The 19,211-nt window shown below is 46.9% G+C and carries 11 protein-coding genes and 1 pseudogene; 10 read left to right on the forward strand and 2 right to left on the reverse strand.

All coding sequences use genetic code 11. From position 1 onward, the window contains the following. Window positions 1–460 precede the first annotated feature (460 nt). Window positions 461–2,089: a TonB-dependent receptor gene (locus P3339_RS03080; RefSeq protein WP_282952399.1), complete on the forward strand. Its 1,629-nt coding sequence runs from the start codon at window positions 461–463 to the stop codon at window positions 2,087–2,089. Window positions 2,090–2,096: 7 nt separating this feature from the next. Continuing rightward, window positions 2,097–3,446 (forward strand): TonB-dependent receptor domain-containing protein, encoded by a 1,350-nt coding sequence (locus tag P3339_RS03085; RefSeq protein ID WP_282952400.1) that lies wholly within the window; start codon window positions 2,097–2,099, stop codon window positions 3,444–3,446. A gap of 123 nt (window positions 3,447–3,569) precedes the next feature. Here the strand turns inward: P3339_RS03085 and P3339_RS03090 are convergent, their stop codons facing one another. Further along, window positions 3,570–3,890 carry a hypothetical protein gene (locus tag P3339_RS03090; protein WP_020414487.1) on the reverse strand — a complete coding sequence of 107 codons (321 nt, stop codon included), beginning with the start codon at window positions 3,888–3,890 and terminating at the stop codon, window positions 3,570–3,572. 1,534 nt (window positions 3,891–5,424) lie between these two features. On the opposite strand from P3339_RS03090, the gene P3339_RS03095 reads away from it, so the two are divergent. The 4 genes from P3339_RS03095 to P3339_RS03110 are packed head-to-tail and all read left to right on the forward strand — an operon-like array spanning window position 5,425 to window position 11,396. Next, on the forward strand, window positions 5,425–6,525 hold the full coding sequence (locus P3339_RS03095) for an HlyD family secretion protein (protein WP_282952401.1): 1,101 nt from the start codon (window positions 5,425–5,427) through the stop codon (window positions 6,523–6,525). After that, a complete protein-coding gene (locus P3339_RS03100; protein WP_282952402.1) occupies window positions 6,522–6,986 on the forward strand; it encodes a cysteine peptidase family C39 domain-containing protein in 465 nt (154 codons plus the stop codon). The genes P3339_RS03095 and P3339_RS03100 overlap by 4 nt, the downstream gene beginning before the upstream one ends. Next, on the forward strand, window positions 6,983–9,277 hold the full coding sequence (locus P3339_RS03105; RefSeq protein WP_282952403.1) for an ATP-binding cassette domain-containing protein: 2,295 nt from the start codon (window positions 6,983–6,985) through the stop codon (window positions 9,275–9,277). Before P3339_RS03100 ends, P3339_RS03105 begins: the two co-directional genes overlap by 4 nt. Next, window positions 9,267–11,396, forward strand: coding sequence for an ATP-binding cassette domain-containing protein (locus tag P3339_RS03110; protein ID WP_282952404.1), 2,130 nt, complete (start codon window positions 9,267–9,269; stop codon window positions 11,394–11,396). The genes P3339_RS03105 and P3339_RS03110 overlap by 11 nt, the downstream gene beginning before the upstream one ends. Before the next feature lie 1,275 nt (window positions 11,397–12,671). On the opposite strand, the gene ettA is transcribed toward P3339_RS03110, so the two are convergent. Continuing rightward, on the reverse strand, window positions 12,672–14,336 hold the full coding sequence (ettA, locus tag P3339_RS03115) for an energy-dependent translational throttle protein EttA (protein WP_020414493.1): 1,665 nt from the start codon (window positions 14,334–14,336) through the stop codon (window positions 12,672–12,674). Between the two features lie 277 nt (window positions 14,337–14,613). Between ettA and P3339_RS03120 the strand changes: the two are divergent. The 4 genes and pseudogenes from P3339_RS03120 to hemN all read left to right on the forward strand — a co-directional run bounded on the left by P3339_RS03120 (window position 14,614) and on the right by hemN (window position 19,209). Beyond that, window positions 14,614–15,622, forward strand: a pseudogene (locus P3339_RS03120) (enoyl-CoA hydratase/isomerase family protein). 69 nt (window positions 15,623–15,691) lie between these two features. Continuing rightward, window positions 15,692–16,600 carry a 3-hydroxyisobutyrate dehydrogenase gene (gene mmsB / locus P3339_RS03125; RefSeq protein WP_282952405.1) on the forward strand — a complete coding sequence of 303 codons (909 nt, stop codon included), beginning with the start codon at window positions 15,692–15,694 and terminating at the stop codon, window positions 16,598–16,600. A 404-nt stretch (window positions 16,601–17,004) separates the two neighbouring features. Beyond that, on the forward strand, window positions 17,005–17,703 hold the full coding sequence (locus P3339_RS03130) for an OmpW/AlkL family protein (protein WP_040629129.1): 699 nt from the start codon (window positions 17,005–17,007) through the stop codon (window positions 17,701–17,703). A gap of 120 nt (window positions 17,704–17,823) precedes the next feature. After that, on the forward strand, window positions 17,824–19,209 hold the full coding sequence (gene hemN, locus P3339_RS03135) for an oxygen-independent coproporphyrinogen III oxidase (protein ID WP_282952406.1): 1,386 nt from the start codon (window positions 17,824–17,826) through the stop codon (window positions 19,207–19,209). Window positions 19,210–19,211 lie beyond the last annotated feature (2 nt).

A 19,211-nucleotide genomic window follows, 5' to 3' on the forward strand; every position in this document is an offset into this window, starting at 1 on the left:
GATTTTGATGCAAATAATGAATTTTTTTGGAATTTGATAAGAAATAATCATTTTTTATTTGTGGTGATTGTTAGGGTTTCCATATCAAGCTTATAAATTCCAGAATCTTTTTAATTTTCTGGGACAAATTACATTTTCAGTTATCTATTTTATTTGGTTATTGAGTGGTTAGCACGTTCTTGGCGTGATTCTCTCTGATTTCTAACAAATGCAGAGCTAAAGAGATTGTTTTACAAAATATGAAGGAATAGTGTGTGTCTCAGTCTCTTCAAAGTGGACGTTTGCTTTTGATCCCATTTTAGGATTTCTACGGGTCGGATGAGTTTATAACTGGTTGTTTAGAAGGAGTGGAACATCTACTTGGTTTGATATTGGAGGCTGTGGTAGCGGGGTAGATATTTTGAGCCTGATATAAACGCCGATAAATTATAAATAAACTGACAATAAAAAGGGTGGCTTTATGACCTTATTCAAGAAGACAATAGTAGCTGCATCTATTAGCCTGTCGATTTTGGGCAGTCAAGCCATAGCTGCAGGAAATGTTAATGGAACGATTGATGGTTCAATTTTAGGACATAATGGAGTTGAGATAACTGACGCCACCATTATTATCGAGAATGAGAAGAATGGATTTAAAAGAACAATATCTACTGGGGTGAATGGGGATTTCAGAGTTAACCTTCCCAGTGGGGCCTATAAAGTTACGGTGCAAAAACGTGGTTACCAACCTACGGTTATTGAGAAGGTTTTAGTCTCGATTGGTAGTTCGGCCAGCTTGGATATACCTTTGTCACTGGGTGATCTTGAAGAGGTTGTAGTCTTTGGGGAGGTAGCTCCGCAAATACGTAGGGGAACAGCGGAATCCTCACTTAATATTGGGTTGGCTGATATAGAGATGCTGCCTGTTGCTCGTAACATTGAATCGGTAGCTTTGTTGGCACCTGGGACAGTTCTGGGGGATTCCGGCTTTGGGGAAGATAAGGATCTGATTTCTTTTGGTGGCGCCTCTGTAGGTGAAAATGCATATTATATTGATGGTCTCAATGTTACAAATTTCCGAAATGGACTTGGTGGTTCTTCAGTACCCTTTGAATTTTATGATCAGTTTCAAATAAAAACTGGGGGATATAGCGCTGAATTTGGTCGTTCACTTGGTGGGGTACTGAATGCTGTTACTAAAAGGGGAGGTAATGAATTTGAATATGGAGTGGTTGCTTATTACGAGCCTGCGGACCTTCGCTCAACTAGTCCTAATACAATATCCACTGATGGCACTCTTTATGATTTAAATTCCGAAAACGAAAAATCAAGATATACGACTGACTATTATGTCAGTGGGCCGATAGTTCCTGATAAACTATTTTTCTATGCCTTATATGAGCAACAGGAAACGATTGAAGAATTTACAACAAGGGCTGATCCGGGTACTTTCAATGATAGAGAGATTGGTGATGATTTCTGGGGAGTAAATTTAACCTGGAATATTACTGATAATCATATATTTTCCTACGTACATTTCTCAGATGAGCGCACCAGAGAGAACAGGCAATTAAACTATGACCCTTACAATAAGGATGATCAAGGATATAAAGGTACAGTATGGGATGAGCGAGGAGGAGAAAACTGGCTTGTTCGATACGACGGGCAAATAACTGATAACTTTAGTGTATCACTTCTCCATGGTGAGAATGAATATTCCCTAACCACTACGAGCACTACCGATACAGAATGCCCATATGTTGTTGATACAAGTGATGGAGCAATACCGGGGAATTCTTCTACATTTCCTGGCTGTGAGGCTAGTGCCAGGCCTCAAACTGGTGGTGATGAGCGCGTTGCTGATCGTATAGATTTTGAATGGGTCTTAGGGGATCACACCTTACGATTTGGTTATGATCAAGAAAATAACTCCTCAAGTTCTGCAGAAACTTATTCGGGTACTGGGTTGCGAGCAGATGGAGGTGTCTACTATAGATATTATACTTTTACGCCAGGTGCAGAACTATCAAATGGGGGGCGTTCCCGATATTCATGGGGATGGATCAGATGTCCACATTGTTCGATATCGCCTGGGGGAAGTGTCAGGTGACTTTGAAGTGGAGTCTAAAGCATTTTACATTGAGGATACTTGGGATATCACTGACACCCTTACTATAAGTGCAGGGCTTCGCAATGAGACCTTTTCTAATTATAACGGTGAGGGAGATGTATTTATTGAAATTGATGATCAGTGGGCGCCCAGGCTAAGCTTTTCTTGGGACCCCTTTGGCGATGGTGAATCTCGTTTGTTTGGTAATTGGGGGCGGTACTTTATGCCGATTGCCTCAAATACCAATGTGCGTTTGTCTGGTGGTGAATTAGGGATACAGCGCTACTTTATATTTGATGGGGATTATGACCCCGTCACTGTTGCTCCATCTAATGTAGGTACCGATGGTATCCCTCTCTCTGAAGAAATAGGCTCCACTCAGATAACTTCCAGTGGCGAAGTTCCTGATAGCGCGCAGCTATCGGATCGGGATCTAGAGCCGATGTATCAGGATGAAATTATTTTTGGTTATGAAAAGGTTTTAAACAGTGATTGGACTGTTGGGTTAAAGGCCACTTACCGTGATTTGAAATCCCATATTGATGATGTGAGTATTGATCATGCTGTTGATGCTCTGGGTTATGAGCATACTGGAGATGCTCATGGATATGTACTAGCTAATCCAGGTAATGATATTACTATACCTTATGATAGGTACGGAACTGGCGAGCTGGAAATGACAACTTTCCCTGCAGAGCTATTAGCTTACCCTGAGGCAAAACGAAAATATAAAGAGTTGGAGGTCTCGACCAAGCGAGGATTTGATGGGGTCTGGGGAATCAGTGCGAGCTATACCTGGTCTGAAAGTAAGGGGAATACTGAGGGTTATGTAAAGTCAGATAATGCACAAGATGATGCGGGAATAACTCAAGACTTCGATTTCCCTGAGTTAATGGATGGAGCCGATGGCTTTCTTCCTAATGATCGTACCCATAAGTTTAAAATATATGGTAATTATCAAATAATGGAAAGCCTACTTTTAGGGGGCAATCTACTTTGGCAATCAGGGCGACCTATTAACTCTTTTGGTGCGGGGCATCCTAATGGAACTCCTTCCTATGGGGATACTTATTATCTCACGGATTCCGATGGTAATTTGATAAAAGCAGAGCGTGGCAGTAGTGGACGAACTAGTTGGGTTAAACAAATAGATTTATCATTGGTTTATACTACTCGAATTGGTTTAGCTGATCTAGAATTAAGAGCTGAAATTTTTAACCTTCTGGATGCAGATGCTGAGACTGAAGTATATGAATTTGCCGAATTGAGTCCAGGGATTGCTGATCCGAATTGGGGTATCAATCAGGTTTATCAAACTCCTCGTTACTTACGTTTTGGAGCAAGTGCGCGCTTTTAAAATAAGAGGAGTATTTTTAGTAGGGGCTGTCTTCAGCTGAAGAGGAGGCGGCCTCTGATGTTGCTATTTATAGTTTTGGCTGATTATTAATTTTTTCTAATGGTTATTTTTGTGGTCAAAATGTTAGTTGATTCCCGACATTAAGTCTTCATCAAACAATAAAATTCTTACTGTAATAGGATCTTCGATTTGAAAAATCCTTCTTGCTGTTTCATCAATCCGGATAGCAAGTTTTTGCAATATTTCATGTGTGCGTGCAGGCTTTTTACTGCATATTATTTCGATATAACAGCCAGCGGGTTCTACATAATTTGATTCAACCACCGCTGTAACTGCATGCTCTCCTTTGGCTTCAAGCCCCTCGATAAGAATTTCATTAAATATGGCTGGCACAGAATCTGGAACCAGTTTTGAGGACTCTATAAATATCTTGCAGCTGGGCATGTGCTTCTACCAGAAAGGGTGATGTTGATTAGATGCTTTAAGCTGATATAAGGCTGATATAACTTCATGACTGGCTAGCCGATAGATACATTTCTCAATAATTCTCAATATGAAAATCTCAGCTGATTACATTATAGCTGTTGACCTTGAATGCTGCTTTGGCGTTCTTTGGAAAAAGAAGAGGGTATCGAACAGGTGAGAATATAGGTGTTAATAAAGCATGGCTATAGGCTTAGTAAAAGACTGCTAACAATGTCAGGATTAGTAATAGGGGCGCTATGGCCTGTGGTGATTTCTATCATTTGCCAGCCAGCCAGCCAGCCAGCCAGCCAGCCAGCCAGCCAGCCAGCTTTTGCCCATGTTCGACTTTGTGCGCGAGAGGAGTGTACAGGATTTGTACAAGTAACATATACGCAGCCCAGATCTTTCCGGCTTACTTAGATGTATTGGGTCAAGATAGATTTTTACCGGATGGGGAGTCAGGTGGCGCTCAACCCAGGCTATATCCTTGGGTTTTATAATATTAAATGACTGGGCAGGTATGGTTAGGAAACACTCAGTACCCCTTGCCAGCTTAGCTTGGGCCAGCCTCATAGCCCGGTTCGGATCTGGTCACTGTTCATAGAAGCAGTGCCCATTATGGGCAACTGCTGCATCTAGGTAGCTTAGCTTTTTATGCGCTTCCTGACTCTGTCTGCCTCAGCTGTACCAGTAATACAGGCAAAGCTATGGCCAACCAAGATGATATTGTCAAGCTCCTCCCATTCAATGACGCTGACTATATATTCAATAAAAGTTTCGATACCAATACCGGGGTGGATTAGATGGTGCTTTTCATCCAAACCTGTCGGGGTAGAGCTGAAGGTGCGGTGTCAAGTTGCGACCAGCCTTTGGGCAACCCGCCACCAGCACCAGCCACCATGGAATAGCCCGTGTACTAACGCATAGGTTTTTTTGCTCTAAAGATTCCATGACGATTAATTTAGTGAGGTGTAAAAAATATACGTGTTTTTCTGTTCTATCGATTTCATTTATGTATTGGTTGGGGAGAAATTGTTCGAGTAGGGGAGCGGCATACAAGTTAGGAAAATGACTGTAAGGTTAGGTTTTAATAGGCTGCTTTAGATTAAAAATATAAAAGTAAGTTATGTTTTTTAATTTCTAACTTTAATAACAGTTCTTCAGTAGGTCGTCTCTATAAGAAATTTTTAGAATTTTACTATTTGATAAATGTGAATTTATTTTTGTGCAATGTTGGATTTTTGATCATATAGGCAAGAAAGACAGCGATAAGTTAGTTGGATAGTTCAATATTTATCGAATTTGACTATCTGTTATAGGGCATTTAGATTTGGTTCCGCGATAAACAGTCAAAGGCTGTACGCATATAAAGGTGAAATATAAATAGTACTGGCCATAGTTGGTACAAATTAGGTGAATCGCATTGCCAACCCCCTTCATTAATACAACTCGATCTATCTCTGCGGATACTTTTTACTCGTTAGCATGGGCTACAGCTCTTGGTATATCGCTGATGGTGGCTTGGATAGTTTGGTTTCTGACAAAAGATATCACTACATACAGCGTTAGTGATCAAGCCAGGCTTGAGCAGGAGCAAAATACCGTACATGTGAGCACCCAAAGAACAGGGAGAGTAGTGTCTATCCAGGCTTCTCTGGGGGATATCCTCAAAAGGGGAGATATATTGGTACAGCTTGATACTGCTGCGTATGATCTTGATTTGGATGGGAATCATAAAATTTCCCAGAGCCTTGCAATACAGCTGGAGGCGATCGGGCGGGAACAAACCCTTCTGGATAAAAAGTTTGAAAAAGATAATAAAGCTCTCAACGGGCAGTTAAAACTCATTCGCCAGCAGCACCAACTTCAGATAAGTAATCAGAGGATACAGGCTGATGTGGCAGATCGTTATGAGCGATTATTGAAAAAACAGCAAAGCTCTGAATTGGATTATTTGGCAGCAAAGCGAACTTACCAGCAAATGGCTATGGCAACTCTGGCTTCAGAAGCCCAAATTGAGGCGACCGTTGATCGGTCTGAGGAAATTGCCAGTGAATATCAACTTGCTCTTAGTGAGTTAAAGCAGCGTCGGGCGGATATTCAAAGTAAGCTTGCAGAGGTGGATACCCGCATACAGCGGAGTAACTTGGCTGTGGATGAGCAACAGTTACGTGCTCCAATTTCGGGTAAGCTCGCTTCTTTAGCGGATATTCGTGAGGGAGAGGTTCTGGTTGCTGGCCAACAGATTGCCACAATGCAAGCAAAAGGCATGATTAGCGTGCAAGCCTTTTTTCCTCCGGCCATGGCTTTAGGGCATATTCGTGAAGGGCAAAGTGCCCGGGTTAAACTAGATGGTTTTTCCTGGGCGCGCTATGGGCAGCTTCATGCTCGTGTAGAGAGGGTTGCCAGTGCTGTTCATGGAGATCGAATTTTGGTCGAGCTATCTCTTCAAGGCGAAGTGCCCCAACAACTACCATTAATGCATGACCTGCCCGCGAGAGTAGAAGTTGCTACCGGGATAAAAACTCCTTATCAACTGCTACTACAGCGAGTTGGAGATATGTTGACAGGGGAGCCAGATAGTAAGCTAATCAATGCGAGGTTTTCTCAGTGAGGCAGAAAATCCGCTGGCTAGTGCCTGAAATTGTACAGACATCTAATATGGACTGTGGTCCGGCATCTCTGAAAAGCCTGTTGGAGGGGTTTGGAGTCAATGTCCACTATGGCCACTTGCGCGATGCTTGCCAGACCGATGTGGATGGTACTTCTATAAATACGCTGGAAAAAATTGCTGTTGAATTAGGATTAGATGCGGCTCAAATGGTCGTACCAAAAGACCACTTGCTAATGGATATTCCTGGTTATTTACCTGGGCTGGTGGTTGTGCGTTTACCTAATGGGAATACTCATTTTGTTGTTGCCTGGCGTAATCACGGTAGTGTTATACAGGTAATGGACCCAGCCAGTGGCCGATGTTGGCCCAATGTTCATCGCTTCCTCGAAGAATTGCATATTCATACTATGCGTGTTCCCCCCAGGGGTGGCGCGCCTGGGCGGGAGGAGATGACTTTATGAATCCCCTTCGCACAAGAATAGTTCGCTTAAAAATTTCCGAATCACTCTGTGCGAAGTTTTGTCAGTTTGCACTGAAGTCAGACAGTTGGCTACCTTTAGCGTTTCTTGATGCATCTGTCCGTATGTTGACCGCCCTGGTGTCCTCTGGGGCATTACGCAGAGGAAGCGAAGTTAGTGGGATACTACAAAAGCTGGTGGATGAATTTTCCCAAAGCTCTGCTGATGCTTTTAATTTGGTGCCAGAGAGTTATTGGTGTGCCCGTCCTCATTGTCCACCTGGTACTGACTTAAATACACCTTTCGAACAGTTTCCAGAACAATTGGAGTTCAGCGGTGCAGTAATAGTAAGTGTTAAAGGCTTACGTAAAGATGCTGAAGTGAAACCAAGCTCTGAGAACTTATCCAGAGCTTTAGAGGAGCCTCCTGTTCGTCCATTGCAGGAGCTGTTTGGAATGTTGCGGGATGATGGCTTACTCGCTCCACTCATAGTTATCCTGGCGATGATGGGAGCCGTATTTGGCTTAATGGCCGAAGCGTTGCTCTTTCGGGGGCTGATCGATATCCATAGTGAGCTGGGTACTGAAATACAGCGGACGGGTACTGTGGTGCTATTGCTGGGTTTTATGTTGACTGTAGTTCTCATTCAGTATCCTGCAGCAAAGATTCAACTGATGATTGGGAGGCACTTGGAAAACCGTTTTCGTATGCGTTTTCTCACAGCATTGCCGCGTATCCCGGATCACTTTTTTCAGAGTCGCCCAACTTCAGATACTGCCGAGCGCAGTCACCGTATTAGTGCATTACGAGAACTCCCTGTGCTGGGAGGTGGCATTCTTTTTAAAGTAGTTTCTTTGTTTGCTACGGCTGCTGGAATTATATGGATTGCGCCGACTGCTGCGCCGCTTGTAATTCTGATGGTCGCTGTCCAGGTATTGATTCCCCTGGTGTTCCAGCCTTTACTTAACGATCATCACATGCGTGTCCAGACACATGCGGGTGCCTTAGCTCGATTTTATATGGATGCGCTCTTAGGGCTTGTTCCGATTCGAACTCATGGTGCTGCCGAGTCAGTGCGCAAAGAGCATGGGAGCTTACTTACCGAGTGGGTGAAGTCCAGTTATCTTTCTCTGCATTTGCAATTAAACAGCCAGGCAGTGCAGATGATTATAAATTGTGTACTTGTCTGTACCCTGGTGGCTTACTGCATCCAAGTTCGTGGAGCGAGCCCTGATCTATTGCTATTGATTTATTGGGTTTTAGCCCTTCCACCTCTGGGAGAAGATATTGCCGTATTAATGCGGGAGTATCCAAGACAGCGAAATACTTTACTGCGCGCCTTAGAACCTTTACTGGCGGTTAATGATAAAACAGAGGAAGGAGTAACGGATGACAATGAGAAAGAAGAGAGCTTTTGCCTGACGCAACCGGCACATTTCTGCTTCGAAAATGTCAGTGTCCAGGTCAGCGGTCGCACCATTCTTGATAGTATTAACCTGAATATTGTTCCAGGAGAACATGTCGCTATCGTTGGTGAGTCCGGCGCGGGAAAGTCCAGTCTTGCTGGCCTTTTGTTAGGGTGGCATAAACCTTCCAGTGGACAGTTGCTCTTGAATGGCTTGAAACTGCAAGGCCAGCTTCTGGCTCAATTTCGCATGCATTGTACTTGGGTAGACCCCGCTATCCAGCTTTGGAATAGTAGCCTCCTTGATAACCTGAATTACGGCAACAGCCCTAATAAATCCTTGTATCCAATTCTTGAGCAGTCGGATCTACTCAAGCTAGTGGCTTCGCTGTCAGATGGATTACAAAGTACCCTTGGCGAAAGTGGTGCACTTGTTAGCGGTGGAGAAGGCCAACGCGTACGCCTGGGGCGAGCCCTGGGAAAGGAAAACCCCTGTTGCGTAATCTTGGATGAGCCTTTTCGAGGTTTGGATCGTGAACAGCGTCAGCGACTTCTTAGGCGTGTGCGACAAATTTGGAAAGATACCACTTTGATCTGCATTACCCACGATATTTCTGAGACGCAGGATTTTCCCCGTGTGCTGGTAGTAAAGGATGGGCGTATTATAGAGGACGGCGCACCTAAAAAGCTGAAATCCCGTAGGGATTCCCACTATGCGCGGTTAGTAGTTTCTGAACAAAAGGCATGGGAAGAGTGTTGGCAGAGTAGTGATTGGCGCTACTTGCGCATGGCTGCAGGAAGCCTGTCAGAGGTAGAAAGGCCCATTAAGAACGAGGAGCTGATACAGCCAAAAGAAAGGCAGTCCGCGGAGGTGGTCCATGAATTCTGAAATTTCAAGCGACAAACTCCGCTCCCGTTGTTGGCCTGCCTCTCAACTAGATTCTGCCTTACAGGCGTTAGCCCGGCATTGTGGATTGGAGCCGGAAATACTGGATTACTCTTCAACAGATAATGAGTTGGACACGAACACTCGTCTACAAGCGAGTGCGGAAGCTCTAGATATACAGGTCGAGCAAGTTAGTTGTAGTTATAGCGAGTTGAGCCAGATGTTGTTACAGGCTTCACCTGCATTGGTTCGCTTAAATTTTGGTGAGGATGAGTATTTTGCCGCCTTATGTGGGGGGAATCGCCGTCAATTGCGTTTACTTACCCCAACGTTGCAAGTGGTTCAAAATTCTCTTAGTCAGGTGGAGGCCCAGTTCAGTCATAGACAAGTGACCTTCCAGCGTGAGCGTATAGCGCGTTTACTTGATGGTATTAATATTGGGGAGCGACGACGCGCGCGTGCGACCGAGGCTCTACTTAAAGAGAATCTGGCAGGGGTGCGCATTGAAGGTTGCTGGTTACTGCGCCAGCCTGCACATCGCTCTGTTTGGAAACAGTTACGCTTGCGAAGCCAGCACTGGCAATTTTTAGGCATGCTGGCCTGCCACGCAACACAAATGGTTTTTTTCTTGGCCAGCTGGTGGGTCATTGGACGTGCCGTATTGGGTGGCTATATCGATACGGGCTGGCTTGTTGCCTGGATATTGTTGATGGCTTCTCAAGTTCCTCTGTCATTGTTTACCTTACATCTACGCGGTTCTATATCGATAGAAAGCGGAGCACTCCTAAAACGACGATTACTTGCTAGCGCCCTGCGTATCAACCCAGACCGTTTGCGCCATATGGGCACTGGCCAAGTATTAGGGCGTGTTTATGATGCAGAAAATATTGAGTCTAACGCGTTACAGGGAAGTTTCCTTTTGGTGTTAGGGGCTACAGAGCTACTTATGGCTGTCTTTGTATTGTTGATAGGTGCAGGAGGGCATATATATCTATTGCTTTTGCCTTTGTTTTTCATTGTGGCGATTGTCCTGGGGAGTGCCCAGTACCAAAGTCGTCGCAGCTGGGTTGTCCAGCGGCTATCAATGACAGATCGCTTAATTGAAAAGATGTTGGGTCATCGCACTCGCCTTGCCCAGCAAGCTCCGGTGGATTGGCATCGTGGTGAAGATCGGGAGCTGAGTAATTACCTGCAAGCTTCTACAGACGTAGATAGTACCATGGTGCGCTTAGTAGCTCTTTTACCGCGCATGTGGCTCTTATTTGGGGTAGTGGGATTGTTACCGGTATTCATTAGTGGTGATGTGAGTAGTGCTCAGCTAGCAGTGGCCTTTGGTGGTGTGCTACTCGGCTACCGTGCAGTGCTTAAATGTATGAGTGGTTTCACCAGTGCTCTGAGTGCCCTTTTAGCTTGGGAAAACGTACGAAAGCTATTTGCCCTTGAAATACCACAACCACACACTTTGTTTCGGACCGTGCAAGCAAATAGTGTGAAAACGCTTACAGCTAATCAACCTTTCATTTCCATGAAGGATTTGTGTTTCAGCTATTCTGGAAAAGGCAGGTCAATACTGGCCGGATGTACACTGAATATATATTCTGGGGATCGTATATTACTGCAAGGCGCTTCAGGGTCAGGCAAATCTACTTTAGCGAATATTATTACAGGTATCCATGAGCCAAGTGACGGACTGATGTTATTAAATGGGTACGATAGAGCCAGTTTTGGTTTGAATGAATGGCGTCGAATCGTAGCTTCCTCCCCTCAGTTCCATGAAAATCATGTACTTGGTGACTCGTTCCTATTTAATTTGTTGATGGGGAATGAGTGGCCACCAACGCAAGAGAGTTTGCGAAAGGCCTATGCAGTTTGTGATGAGTTGGGCCTGACTCCCCTGTTAAATAAAATGCCTGCGGGGATACTGCAGACCGTAGGAGAAATGGGTTGGCGATTATCCCACGGGGAGATGAGCCGATTGTTTATTGCCCGTGCGCTTTTGCAAGGTTCAGAACTAGTAATTTTGGATGAGAGCTTGGCAGCGTTAGATCCTAAGACTATGGCTATGACTATAGGTAGTATACGAAGGCACGCAAATACATTAATTGTGATCGCTCACCCATAATCGAGGCTGGTTTATAGCATGTTTTATTGTATTCGAGTTAAGCTTGAACCATCTATCATGTTGAGAATAAATGATGGATAGCAATGCCCAATCAATATAATGGAGAATTAATATGCATACTGAAACAGATATTCAAGCTGGTCCTGAGGCGCGTATTGACCCACCAACTGAAAGGGTCTAATGTAAAGGTTTGATACTTCCAGAGGTAAAATTGTTCGAACGTACCAAATATGCGAGGACTTATTCTCGTTGGTCAAAATTTTGCCTCTGGTGAGAGCAGTGTTTAACTATTATTGTTAGGAGTGAATTAAATGAATGCCGAAACCGATATCCATGCTGGACCAGAAGCTCGTGTAGATGTTCCGCCAAATTAAATCTACATTCTATTAGATGTTAAGACGGATTGACGTTTCATTGACTTATTCTGAGGCTTTTCATATCGATAAGTGTTTCAGTTGTCAAGGTGGCTAATTAGGGGTGTCATCAGCATTAGTGCTAGAGCGCTGCCTAGTTTTGCTTAAGTACCTCAGTCCGTTTTTAAAAAGCCTATATTAGTTTACTATCAACTCTCTAGGGAAATATATAGCAGACTATTCCTAGTTTTCGAAGGGTTGTCTGATGAATTTTTTGGACTTTTCTAAATTTAAAGAGCCCTTAATGCGCTTGTTTACCCTAAGATAATTTCTGTTTATTGGTAGATTTGCTGATCTCTCAGGTGCTATTTCACTCCTATTCCCTTTGTGCCTATCTCGTTTTTTTTGCCCTCAAGGACGCCATTCTAATGTGTTGTATAATCCTATCTTTTTTGGGTTTTTCTTTTAAAGTCTAAGGATTTTAATGTTTTAGTGCTGGTGTGGATACGGCTTATAAATTTGTGGGTATGTTTGAGGCCTTTCATGAGAAAACTTTTCAGTGATAGGTAAGCACATTTTATGGTGTTATGCCTTAATATGTGTAAGTTTGATGTTAACCTATTTGATGTTTGTAGTTTTTTCGAAATTTTGGGGCGGCTTCACTTTTTAGTAAAGAGTTATAGAATTTTTTCATATAGTTAATGAGCTGAAAAATTGGCGCCAAGTTTGCTAGATATAGATATCTAAAAGTGGTATTTGAGTTGCGAATTTCCTCTTTGTCAGGATAGTTTGGGTTTGCTTACTCAGGACCATTTTTTAGCGGATATAAATTGGTAGCTTGGCTGAGGTTGATAATGTTGTAATTTATAGACGCTTTTTACAATAAGTGACGGAAAGCCCGCAGAAGCGGGCTTTTTTATTCTCAAGTCTTAAGCTTTTTATAATGCATCCGATGAGGTGTTGCATCCTCACCTTTGCGCTGCACAAAGTCTTCGTGGTACTCGGTGTAGTTACCTTCGAAGAAGACCGCTTCACTCTCACCCTCATAGGCGAGGATATGGGTGGCGACGCGGTCTAGGAACCAGCGATCATGCGAGATTACCAGGGCGCAGCCGGGGAAGTTGAGCAGAGCTTCTTCCAGGGCGCGTAGGGTTTCGATATCCAGATCATTGGAGGGTTCGTCCAACAGCAGTACGTTGGCGCCCTGCTTTAGGGTGTAGGCCAGGTGCAGGCGTCCGCGCTCACCACCGGAGAGTTCGCCTACGCGTTTTTGCTGGTCGCTGCCCTTGAAGTTAAAGCGGCCAACATAGTTGCGTGAACCCACTTCATAGCTGTTGATCTTGAGCATATCGTGGCCGTCTGAGATGGCTTCCCATACGGTCTTGCTGTCGTCCAGATTCTCACGGCCCTGTTCAACGTAAGCGACCTTAACGGTTTCACCGATTTTGATTTCGCCGGAGTCCGGCTGCTCGGTGCCGCTGATCATACGGAACAGGGTGGACTTACCGGCACCGTTACCGCCGACGATACCCACAATCGCGCCCTTGGGCACACGGAAAGACAGATTGTCGATCAGCAGGCGCTCGCCGAAGCCTTTGCTCACCTCTTTAAACTCAATCACATTATCGCCGAGACGCTCACCGGGCGGAATGTAGATTTCGTTGGTCTCGTTGCGGGCCTGGAAGTCCTGAGACTGCATTTCTTCCAGGCGGGACAGACGGGCCTTGTTCTTGGACTGGCGGCCCTTGGGATTTTGGCGGGCCCACTCGAGTTCCTTTTGCATGGCTTTGGCGCGCGCCTGTTCGCCGCGCTGCTCCTGCTCCAGGCGTTTTTCTTTCTGTTCCAGCCAAGTGGTGTAGTTACCTTCCCAGGGGATGCCGTGGCCGCGGTCCAGCTCCAGAATCCAGCCGGCAACATTGTCGAGGAAGTAGCGATCGTGGGTGATGGCTACCACAGTGCCGGTGAAGTCGTGCAGAAAGCGCTCCAGCCAGAACACGGATTCCGCATCCAGGTGGTTGGTGGGCTCGTCGAGCAGCAGCATATCCGGGCGGGACAGCAACAGTCGGCACAGGGCCACACGGCGCTTCTCACCGCCGGACAGGTTGTTGACGTCTGCATCCCAGGGCGGCAGGCGCAAGGCGTCTGCGGCGACTTCCAGGCGGTGCTCCAGGTTGTGGGCGTCCCAGGCCTGGATAATATCTTCGAACTGTTGCTGTTTCTTAGCCAGGGCATCGAAGTCCGCATCGGGCTCGGCGTAATCGGCGTAGACCTGTTCCAGGCCGGCGAGGGCGTCGATGGCTTCGCGTACACCGTCTTCTACGTTGCCGCGCACGGTCTTGCTGGCATCGAGTTGCGGTTCCTGGGGCAGGTAGCCGACTTTAATACCCGGCATGGCGCGGGCTTCACCGTTAAAGTCCTGGTCGACCCCCGCCATAATGCGCAATAAGGTGGATTTACCGGCGCCGTTGAGGCCGAGTACGCCGATTTTGGCGCCGGGGAAGAAAGACAGGGAGATGTCCTTCAGAATTTCGCGTTTGGGGGGCACTACTTTGCCCACCCGGTTCATGGTGTATACGTATTCAGCCATTTGGGGTTCCGTAACTGGGTGTTGCAATCGCTCAGATTTTGCGCGCAACTTATCAGTTTGCGTAAAAAGTGCAACTGCACCTTAGTGCCTGTCACCGCTGTACTCGCGTGTGGCTGACGTCGAATCTGATATGTGCTTAACTGCGACGCTAACTAGTACAAGAGCAATAAGACGGATAACAATGGATCAGGATTCCCCGGTATTGTTTTCCCGGCGCGGCGCATTGGCGGTCGCGACCCTAAACCTGCCCAAGGCACTGAATGCCTTGAATCTGCAGATGATTGATCTGCTGTCCACCCAGTTGGACGCCTGGGCTGAAGACGATGATATAGCGGCGGTTTGGATTGAGGGCCGTGGCGATAAGGCCCTCTGTGCCGGTGGTGATGTAGTGGCGCTATATCAGCAGTCGACATCTTATGGTGAAGTGCCGGATTATCGCTATACCACTGATTTTTTCTCCCGTGAATATCGTTTGGATTACAAGATACACACTTATGCCAAGCCGATAGTGGTCTGGGGTGGGGGTATTGTGATGGGAGGCGGTATCGGCATTATGGCTGGTGCGAGCCATCGCATTGTGACTGAAACTACGCGAATGGCGATGCCGGAAATTACCATTGGCCTGTTTCCCGATGTGGGGGAGCTGGTTCCTTAATCGTATGCCCGGTCGTCTAGGGCTTTTCCTCGGCCTGTCCGGTGCCCAGTTTAATGGTGCCGACGCCCTGTTTGCAGGGATGGCGGACCGAATTATTGCCCAAGACCAGCGTGAGTCGGTTTTACAGTCCCTATCGGTGCTGGATTTTGTTGCGGATTGCACCGTGAATCATCAGCTGGTGGGTGATTGCCTTAAAGGGCTCGAACTATCTCCTCTGCAGCGGCCGGAATCGGCGTTGCGCGAGCATTATGATCAAATTCAACAGCTCACGGATTTCTCGACTCTGCCGGAGGTCTGTGCGGCTGTCACTACGTATCAGGGAGTGGATAAATGGTTACAGCGCGCTGCTGCTACCCTGGCGGGAGGCTCGCCATTAACACCCTGGATAGTGTGGGAGCAGTTGCGCAGGGCACGCCATTTGTCTCTTGCCGATGTTTTCCGTATGGAGTTGAATCTGGCAGTTAATCTTTGCGCTAGCGGACACTTTAAGGAGGGGGTACGTGCCCTGTTGATTGATAAGGATCGCGCACCTAAATGGCAACCGGCATCCCTAGGGGAAATGAATTCTCAGCAAGTGGCAGATTGCTTTGTGGGTCCCTGGGATAGCGATCATCCGTTGATAGATTTGTAGAAAGCCTGTTACAAGCGTCCTGGCCGCTTTATGCCCGGAATATAAACAACAAAACACGGAGTGGCTTTTATGGAAAAAATAGCCTTTTTTGGTCTGGGTAATATGGGTGGCCCTATGGCTGCCAATTTGGCAAAGGCAGGCTTCAGAGTAGCTGCTTTCGATTTAAATTCCGCGGCATTGGTTCAAGCCCATAAGGATGGCTGTATTCCTTGTGATACAGCACTTCAGGCCGCTGAAGGTGCGGATGTTGTGATTTCGATGTTACCCAGTGGTGAGGCTGTCAAAGGGCTCTACCTCGGTGATCAGGGCCTTTTGCAACAACTTCCGGTTGGCACCCTGGTTATCGATTGCTCAACGATATCCGCGGAAGATGCCTCTACTGTGAGTAGCGCTGCGCATGAGCGAGGATTACGTGCGATTGACGCACCTGTCTCCGGTGGGACTGCGGCAGCGGCAGCTGGCTCACTGTGCTTTATGTGCGGTGGCGATGAGGTAGTTGTGAATTCGGCCCGGCCAGTTCTAGAGGCTATGGGAAAGAAAATATTTCATGCGGGTGGGGCTGGTGCGGGGCAGGTAGCCAAAATCTGTAACAATCTGCTGTTGGCGATTCATATGACCGGCACTGCAGAGGCTTTACAGTTGGGTGTGGATAAAGGTTTGGACCCCAGGGTCCTCAGTGAGATTATGCAGGAGAGTTCAGGCAATAATTGGTCGCTCTCCAATTACAACCCTTATCCTGGCGCCATGGAAAATGTACCTTCAGCAAAGGGGTATGCAGGTGGCTTTAGTGTAGCGCTAATGTTGAAAGACCTGGGGCTCGCAATGGATGCGGCCTCCACCAGCGCCTCTTCTACGCCTATGGGAGCGCTGGCCAAAAACCTGTATCAGCTTCACGGGGCGAGTGAAGAAAATCAACAGCTCGACTTCTCCAGTATTCAGAATATGTTCCGCAGGCCCGCTGGAACCCTGACCTGGTAAATTGTGTGTTCAATTGATATAGGTTTTCCGTGCCCAAGCAAGACCCGGGAACTGTATCAAAATGACAGGCGCACCGGTGAGGTATGCCTGTCACCTAACGCTAAAAATTGGTACTGGTTCGCAAAATGGAGAAGAGGTATCAAATAGCTCAGTTGTCACCATTCCTTAGCCGCGCCGCTCTCGCTATCTTCCTCCGCCCGCCTTGGGACGTGCCCTGATTTCAAGCCCGGTTACATGACTGCAGCTGGTGAACTGCTGGTTTTAAATCTACTAAATTCGACAGCTTGATTTGGATCAAGCCCGTTTTTGTAGCCAGGGGTTAACCTTCCTGCGACTTGTGATTGTGCCTGGAGGGGGCCCTTCCTGAGTCGGGAAAAATGCCAAATCGCTATATGGAGAAGTTGATGAATCGTAAAACTGCTTATGCAGCAGCCGCCTTGACCGCCGTACTCTCTGCCCCAGTACTGGCCTACGAAGAGGGTAGCTTTATTTTGCGTGGTGGTATGGCCACTGTAGCGCCCGACACCAGTTCCAGCACACTTTTTGCCAATGGGGATGCTGTCCCGAATACTGGTGTTGATGTGGATAATGGCTCTGCATTGGGCCTGACCGGTGTGTATATGTTCCGCGATCATTGGGGTGTGGAGCTGGTAGCCGCAACTCCTTTCACTCATGAAATTCAAGCTGAAGGCCTCGGAGACACTTTTGAGCTGGGTGAAACCAAGCACTTGCCGCCGACTCTGTTAGTGCAGTGGTACCCGATGGATACTCAGTCCACAATCCAGCCCTACGTTGGTCTCGGTGTGAACTACACCGCTTTCTTCGATGAGGAAATTAGTAGCACTGCAGATGCGAAGTTTGAAGAGCTGCTTAATGCCACTGGGGACGCCAAGCTCTCCCTGGATAACTCTTTCGGCCTGGCTGCAGAAGCTGGCGTCGACTTCGCTTTTGGCGCTGACCAGCGTTGGTTGTTCAATGTTTCCGTGTTCTGGATGGATATCGATACCGATGCCACCGTCAAGGTACCGGGTGTGGGTAATATCACCGCTAAAGTGGATATCGATCCGCTGGTTTATATGGCGGGTCTGGGCTACCGCTTCTAAGGTAGCGACACTCTAGTTTGGGATGGGGCAGTCGCTGCGGTTTTCTTAAAAGGAACTCGGTGGCTGCCTTTTAGTTTGTGCGGGGGGCTGTCGCAAACGATTGATTGAGGTTGTAGGAATATGATGCAGGAAACCAAAAGTAACATGGGTGGCTTGTCAGAAGAGTTGCTGTCCCGCTATAGCGGGCCCTGCCCCCGTTATACATCCTATCCTACAGCAGACCGGTTCAAACCACTGGATGGCAATATTAGGCCTTGGGAAGCTTTGCAGGATATTCGCAGCCTCTCTCTTTATGTTCATATCCCCTTTTGCCGTTCACTCTGCTATTTCTGCGCTTGCAATAAAGTTATTACCTCTCAATATGGCCTCGCCTCCAGCTACCTTGACAACCTGCTACGAGAAGCTCGCTGGTATCGAGACAAGGTAGCGCAGGTACCGGTAACCCAGTTGCACCTGGGGGGCGGGACTCCCACCTTCCTCAGTGATGGAGATATGCGGCGTTTGATGGAAGGGCTGGGTGAGGTGTTTAACCTCCATCCTGGCGATGGGGTGGAATACAGTATTGAGGCCGATCCACGTACCCTGGAACTGGAGACGCTGGATACCCTGCGGGAACTCGGATTTAACCGCTTGAGCCTGGGAGTCCAGGACTTTGATATCGAAGTACAGAGATCAATTAACCGTATATGCAGCGCTGACCAGGTTACTGAATTGACAGTTGCGGCGCGCGAACGGGGTTTTGAGTCTATTTCCTATGATTTGATTTACGGCCTGCCAAAACAAAATCTTTACAGCCTGCTCAGTACCCTGGATAAAGTATTGGATTTGCAGCCTGACAGAATTGCACTTTATCACTATGCACACCTGCCCCATCGTTTTAAAGCGCAGCGCCTGATCGATACTGACCTTATTCCATCAGCCGCAGAAAAAGTGGCTATGCAATTGGCCGCAGTAGAGCACCTGGGACGCGCTGGATATGAATTCTTGGGTATGGACCATTTTGCTCGCCCGGGAGATGAGCTGGCAAAGGCTTCCCATAGCGGGATGCTGCAAAGAAACTTCCAGGGCTATACCTTGATGCCTGCCGACGCCTTGGTGGGGCTTGGGGCCTCGGCGATTAGCTATAGCCGAGATGGTTTCTGGCAAAACCTGCATCGCTTGAAAGAGTATGCCCAGGCTATAGGAGAGCGGGGTAATGCGTCTTGCAGAGGATGGTTTTTGAGTGAAGAAGACCGTTTGCGCCAGTGGGCTATAACAGAGTTAATGTGCCGTCTGCGCCTGGACAAAAACGAAGCCGGGCGTCGGGTGGGGATTCCTTTTGATGATTATTTTTATGAAGAGCTCCAACGCCTGCAGCCTATGTTTGAGGATGGTCTAATTTACCAGGATAAAAACAATATTACTGTTACTGATCAAGGGCGGTGGTTTGTACGCAATGTGGCTTCAGCTTTCGATATTTATTTACATAATCAGCATACCGATGCGCAATATTCCCGGGTTCTTTAAGT

It is taken from the genome of Microbulbifer sp. MLAF003 (assembly GCF_030012965.1).
GTDB classification, from domain to species: domain Bacteria; phylum Pseudomonadota; class Gammaproteobacteria; order Pseudomonadales; family Cellvibrionaceae; genus Microbulbifer; species Microbulbifer variabilis.

What these genes read in the sequence shown, in the direction of transcription:
- ettA (WP_020414493.1), bottom strand. Translation starts at nt 14,336, where the DNA reads ATGGCTGAATACGTATACACCATGAACCGGGTGGGCAAAGTAGTGCCC.
- hemN (WP_282952406.1), top strand. Translation starts at nt 17,824, where the DNA reads ATGATGCAGGAAACCAAAAGTAACATGGGTGGCTTGTCAGAAGAGTTG.
- P3339_RS03130 (WP_040629129.1), top strand. Translation starts at nt 17,005, where the DNA reads ATGAATCGTAAAACTGCTTATGCAGCAGCCGCCTTGACCGCCGTACTC.
- mmsB (WP_282952405.1), top strand. Translation starts at nt 15,692, where the DNA reads ATGGAAAAAATAGCCTTTTTTGGTCTGGGTAATATGGGTGGCCCTATG.
- P3339_RS03095 (WP_282952401.1), top strand. Translation starts at nt 5,425, where the DNA reads ATGGTGGCTTGGATAGTTTGGTTTCTGACAAAAGATATCACTACATAC.
- P3339_RS03080 (WP_282952399.1), top strand. Translation starts at nt 461, where the DNA reads ATGACCTTATTCAAGAAGACAATAGTAGCTGCATCTATTAGCCTGTCG.
- P3339_RS03090 (WP_020414487.1), bottom strand. Translation starts at nt 3,890, where the DNA reads ATGCCCAGCTGCAAGATATTTATAGAGTCCTCAAAACTGGTTCCAGAT.
- P3339_RS03110 (WP_282952404.1), top strand. Translation starts at nt 9,267, where the DNA reads ATGAATTCTGAAATTTCAAGCGACAAACTCCGCTCCCGTTGTTGGCCT.
- P3339_RS03105 (WP_282952403.1), top strand. Translation starts at nt 6,983, where the DNA reads ATGAATCCCCTTCGCACAAGAATAGTTCGCTTAAAAATTTCCGAATCA.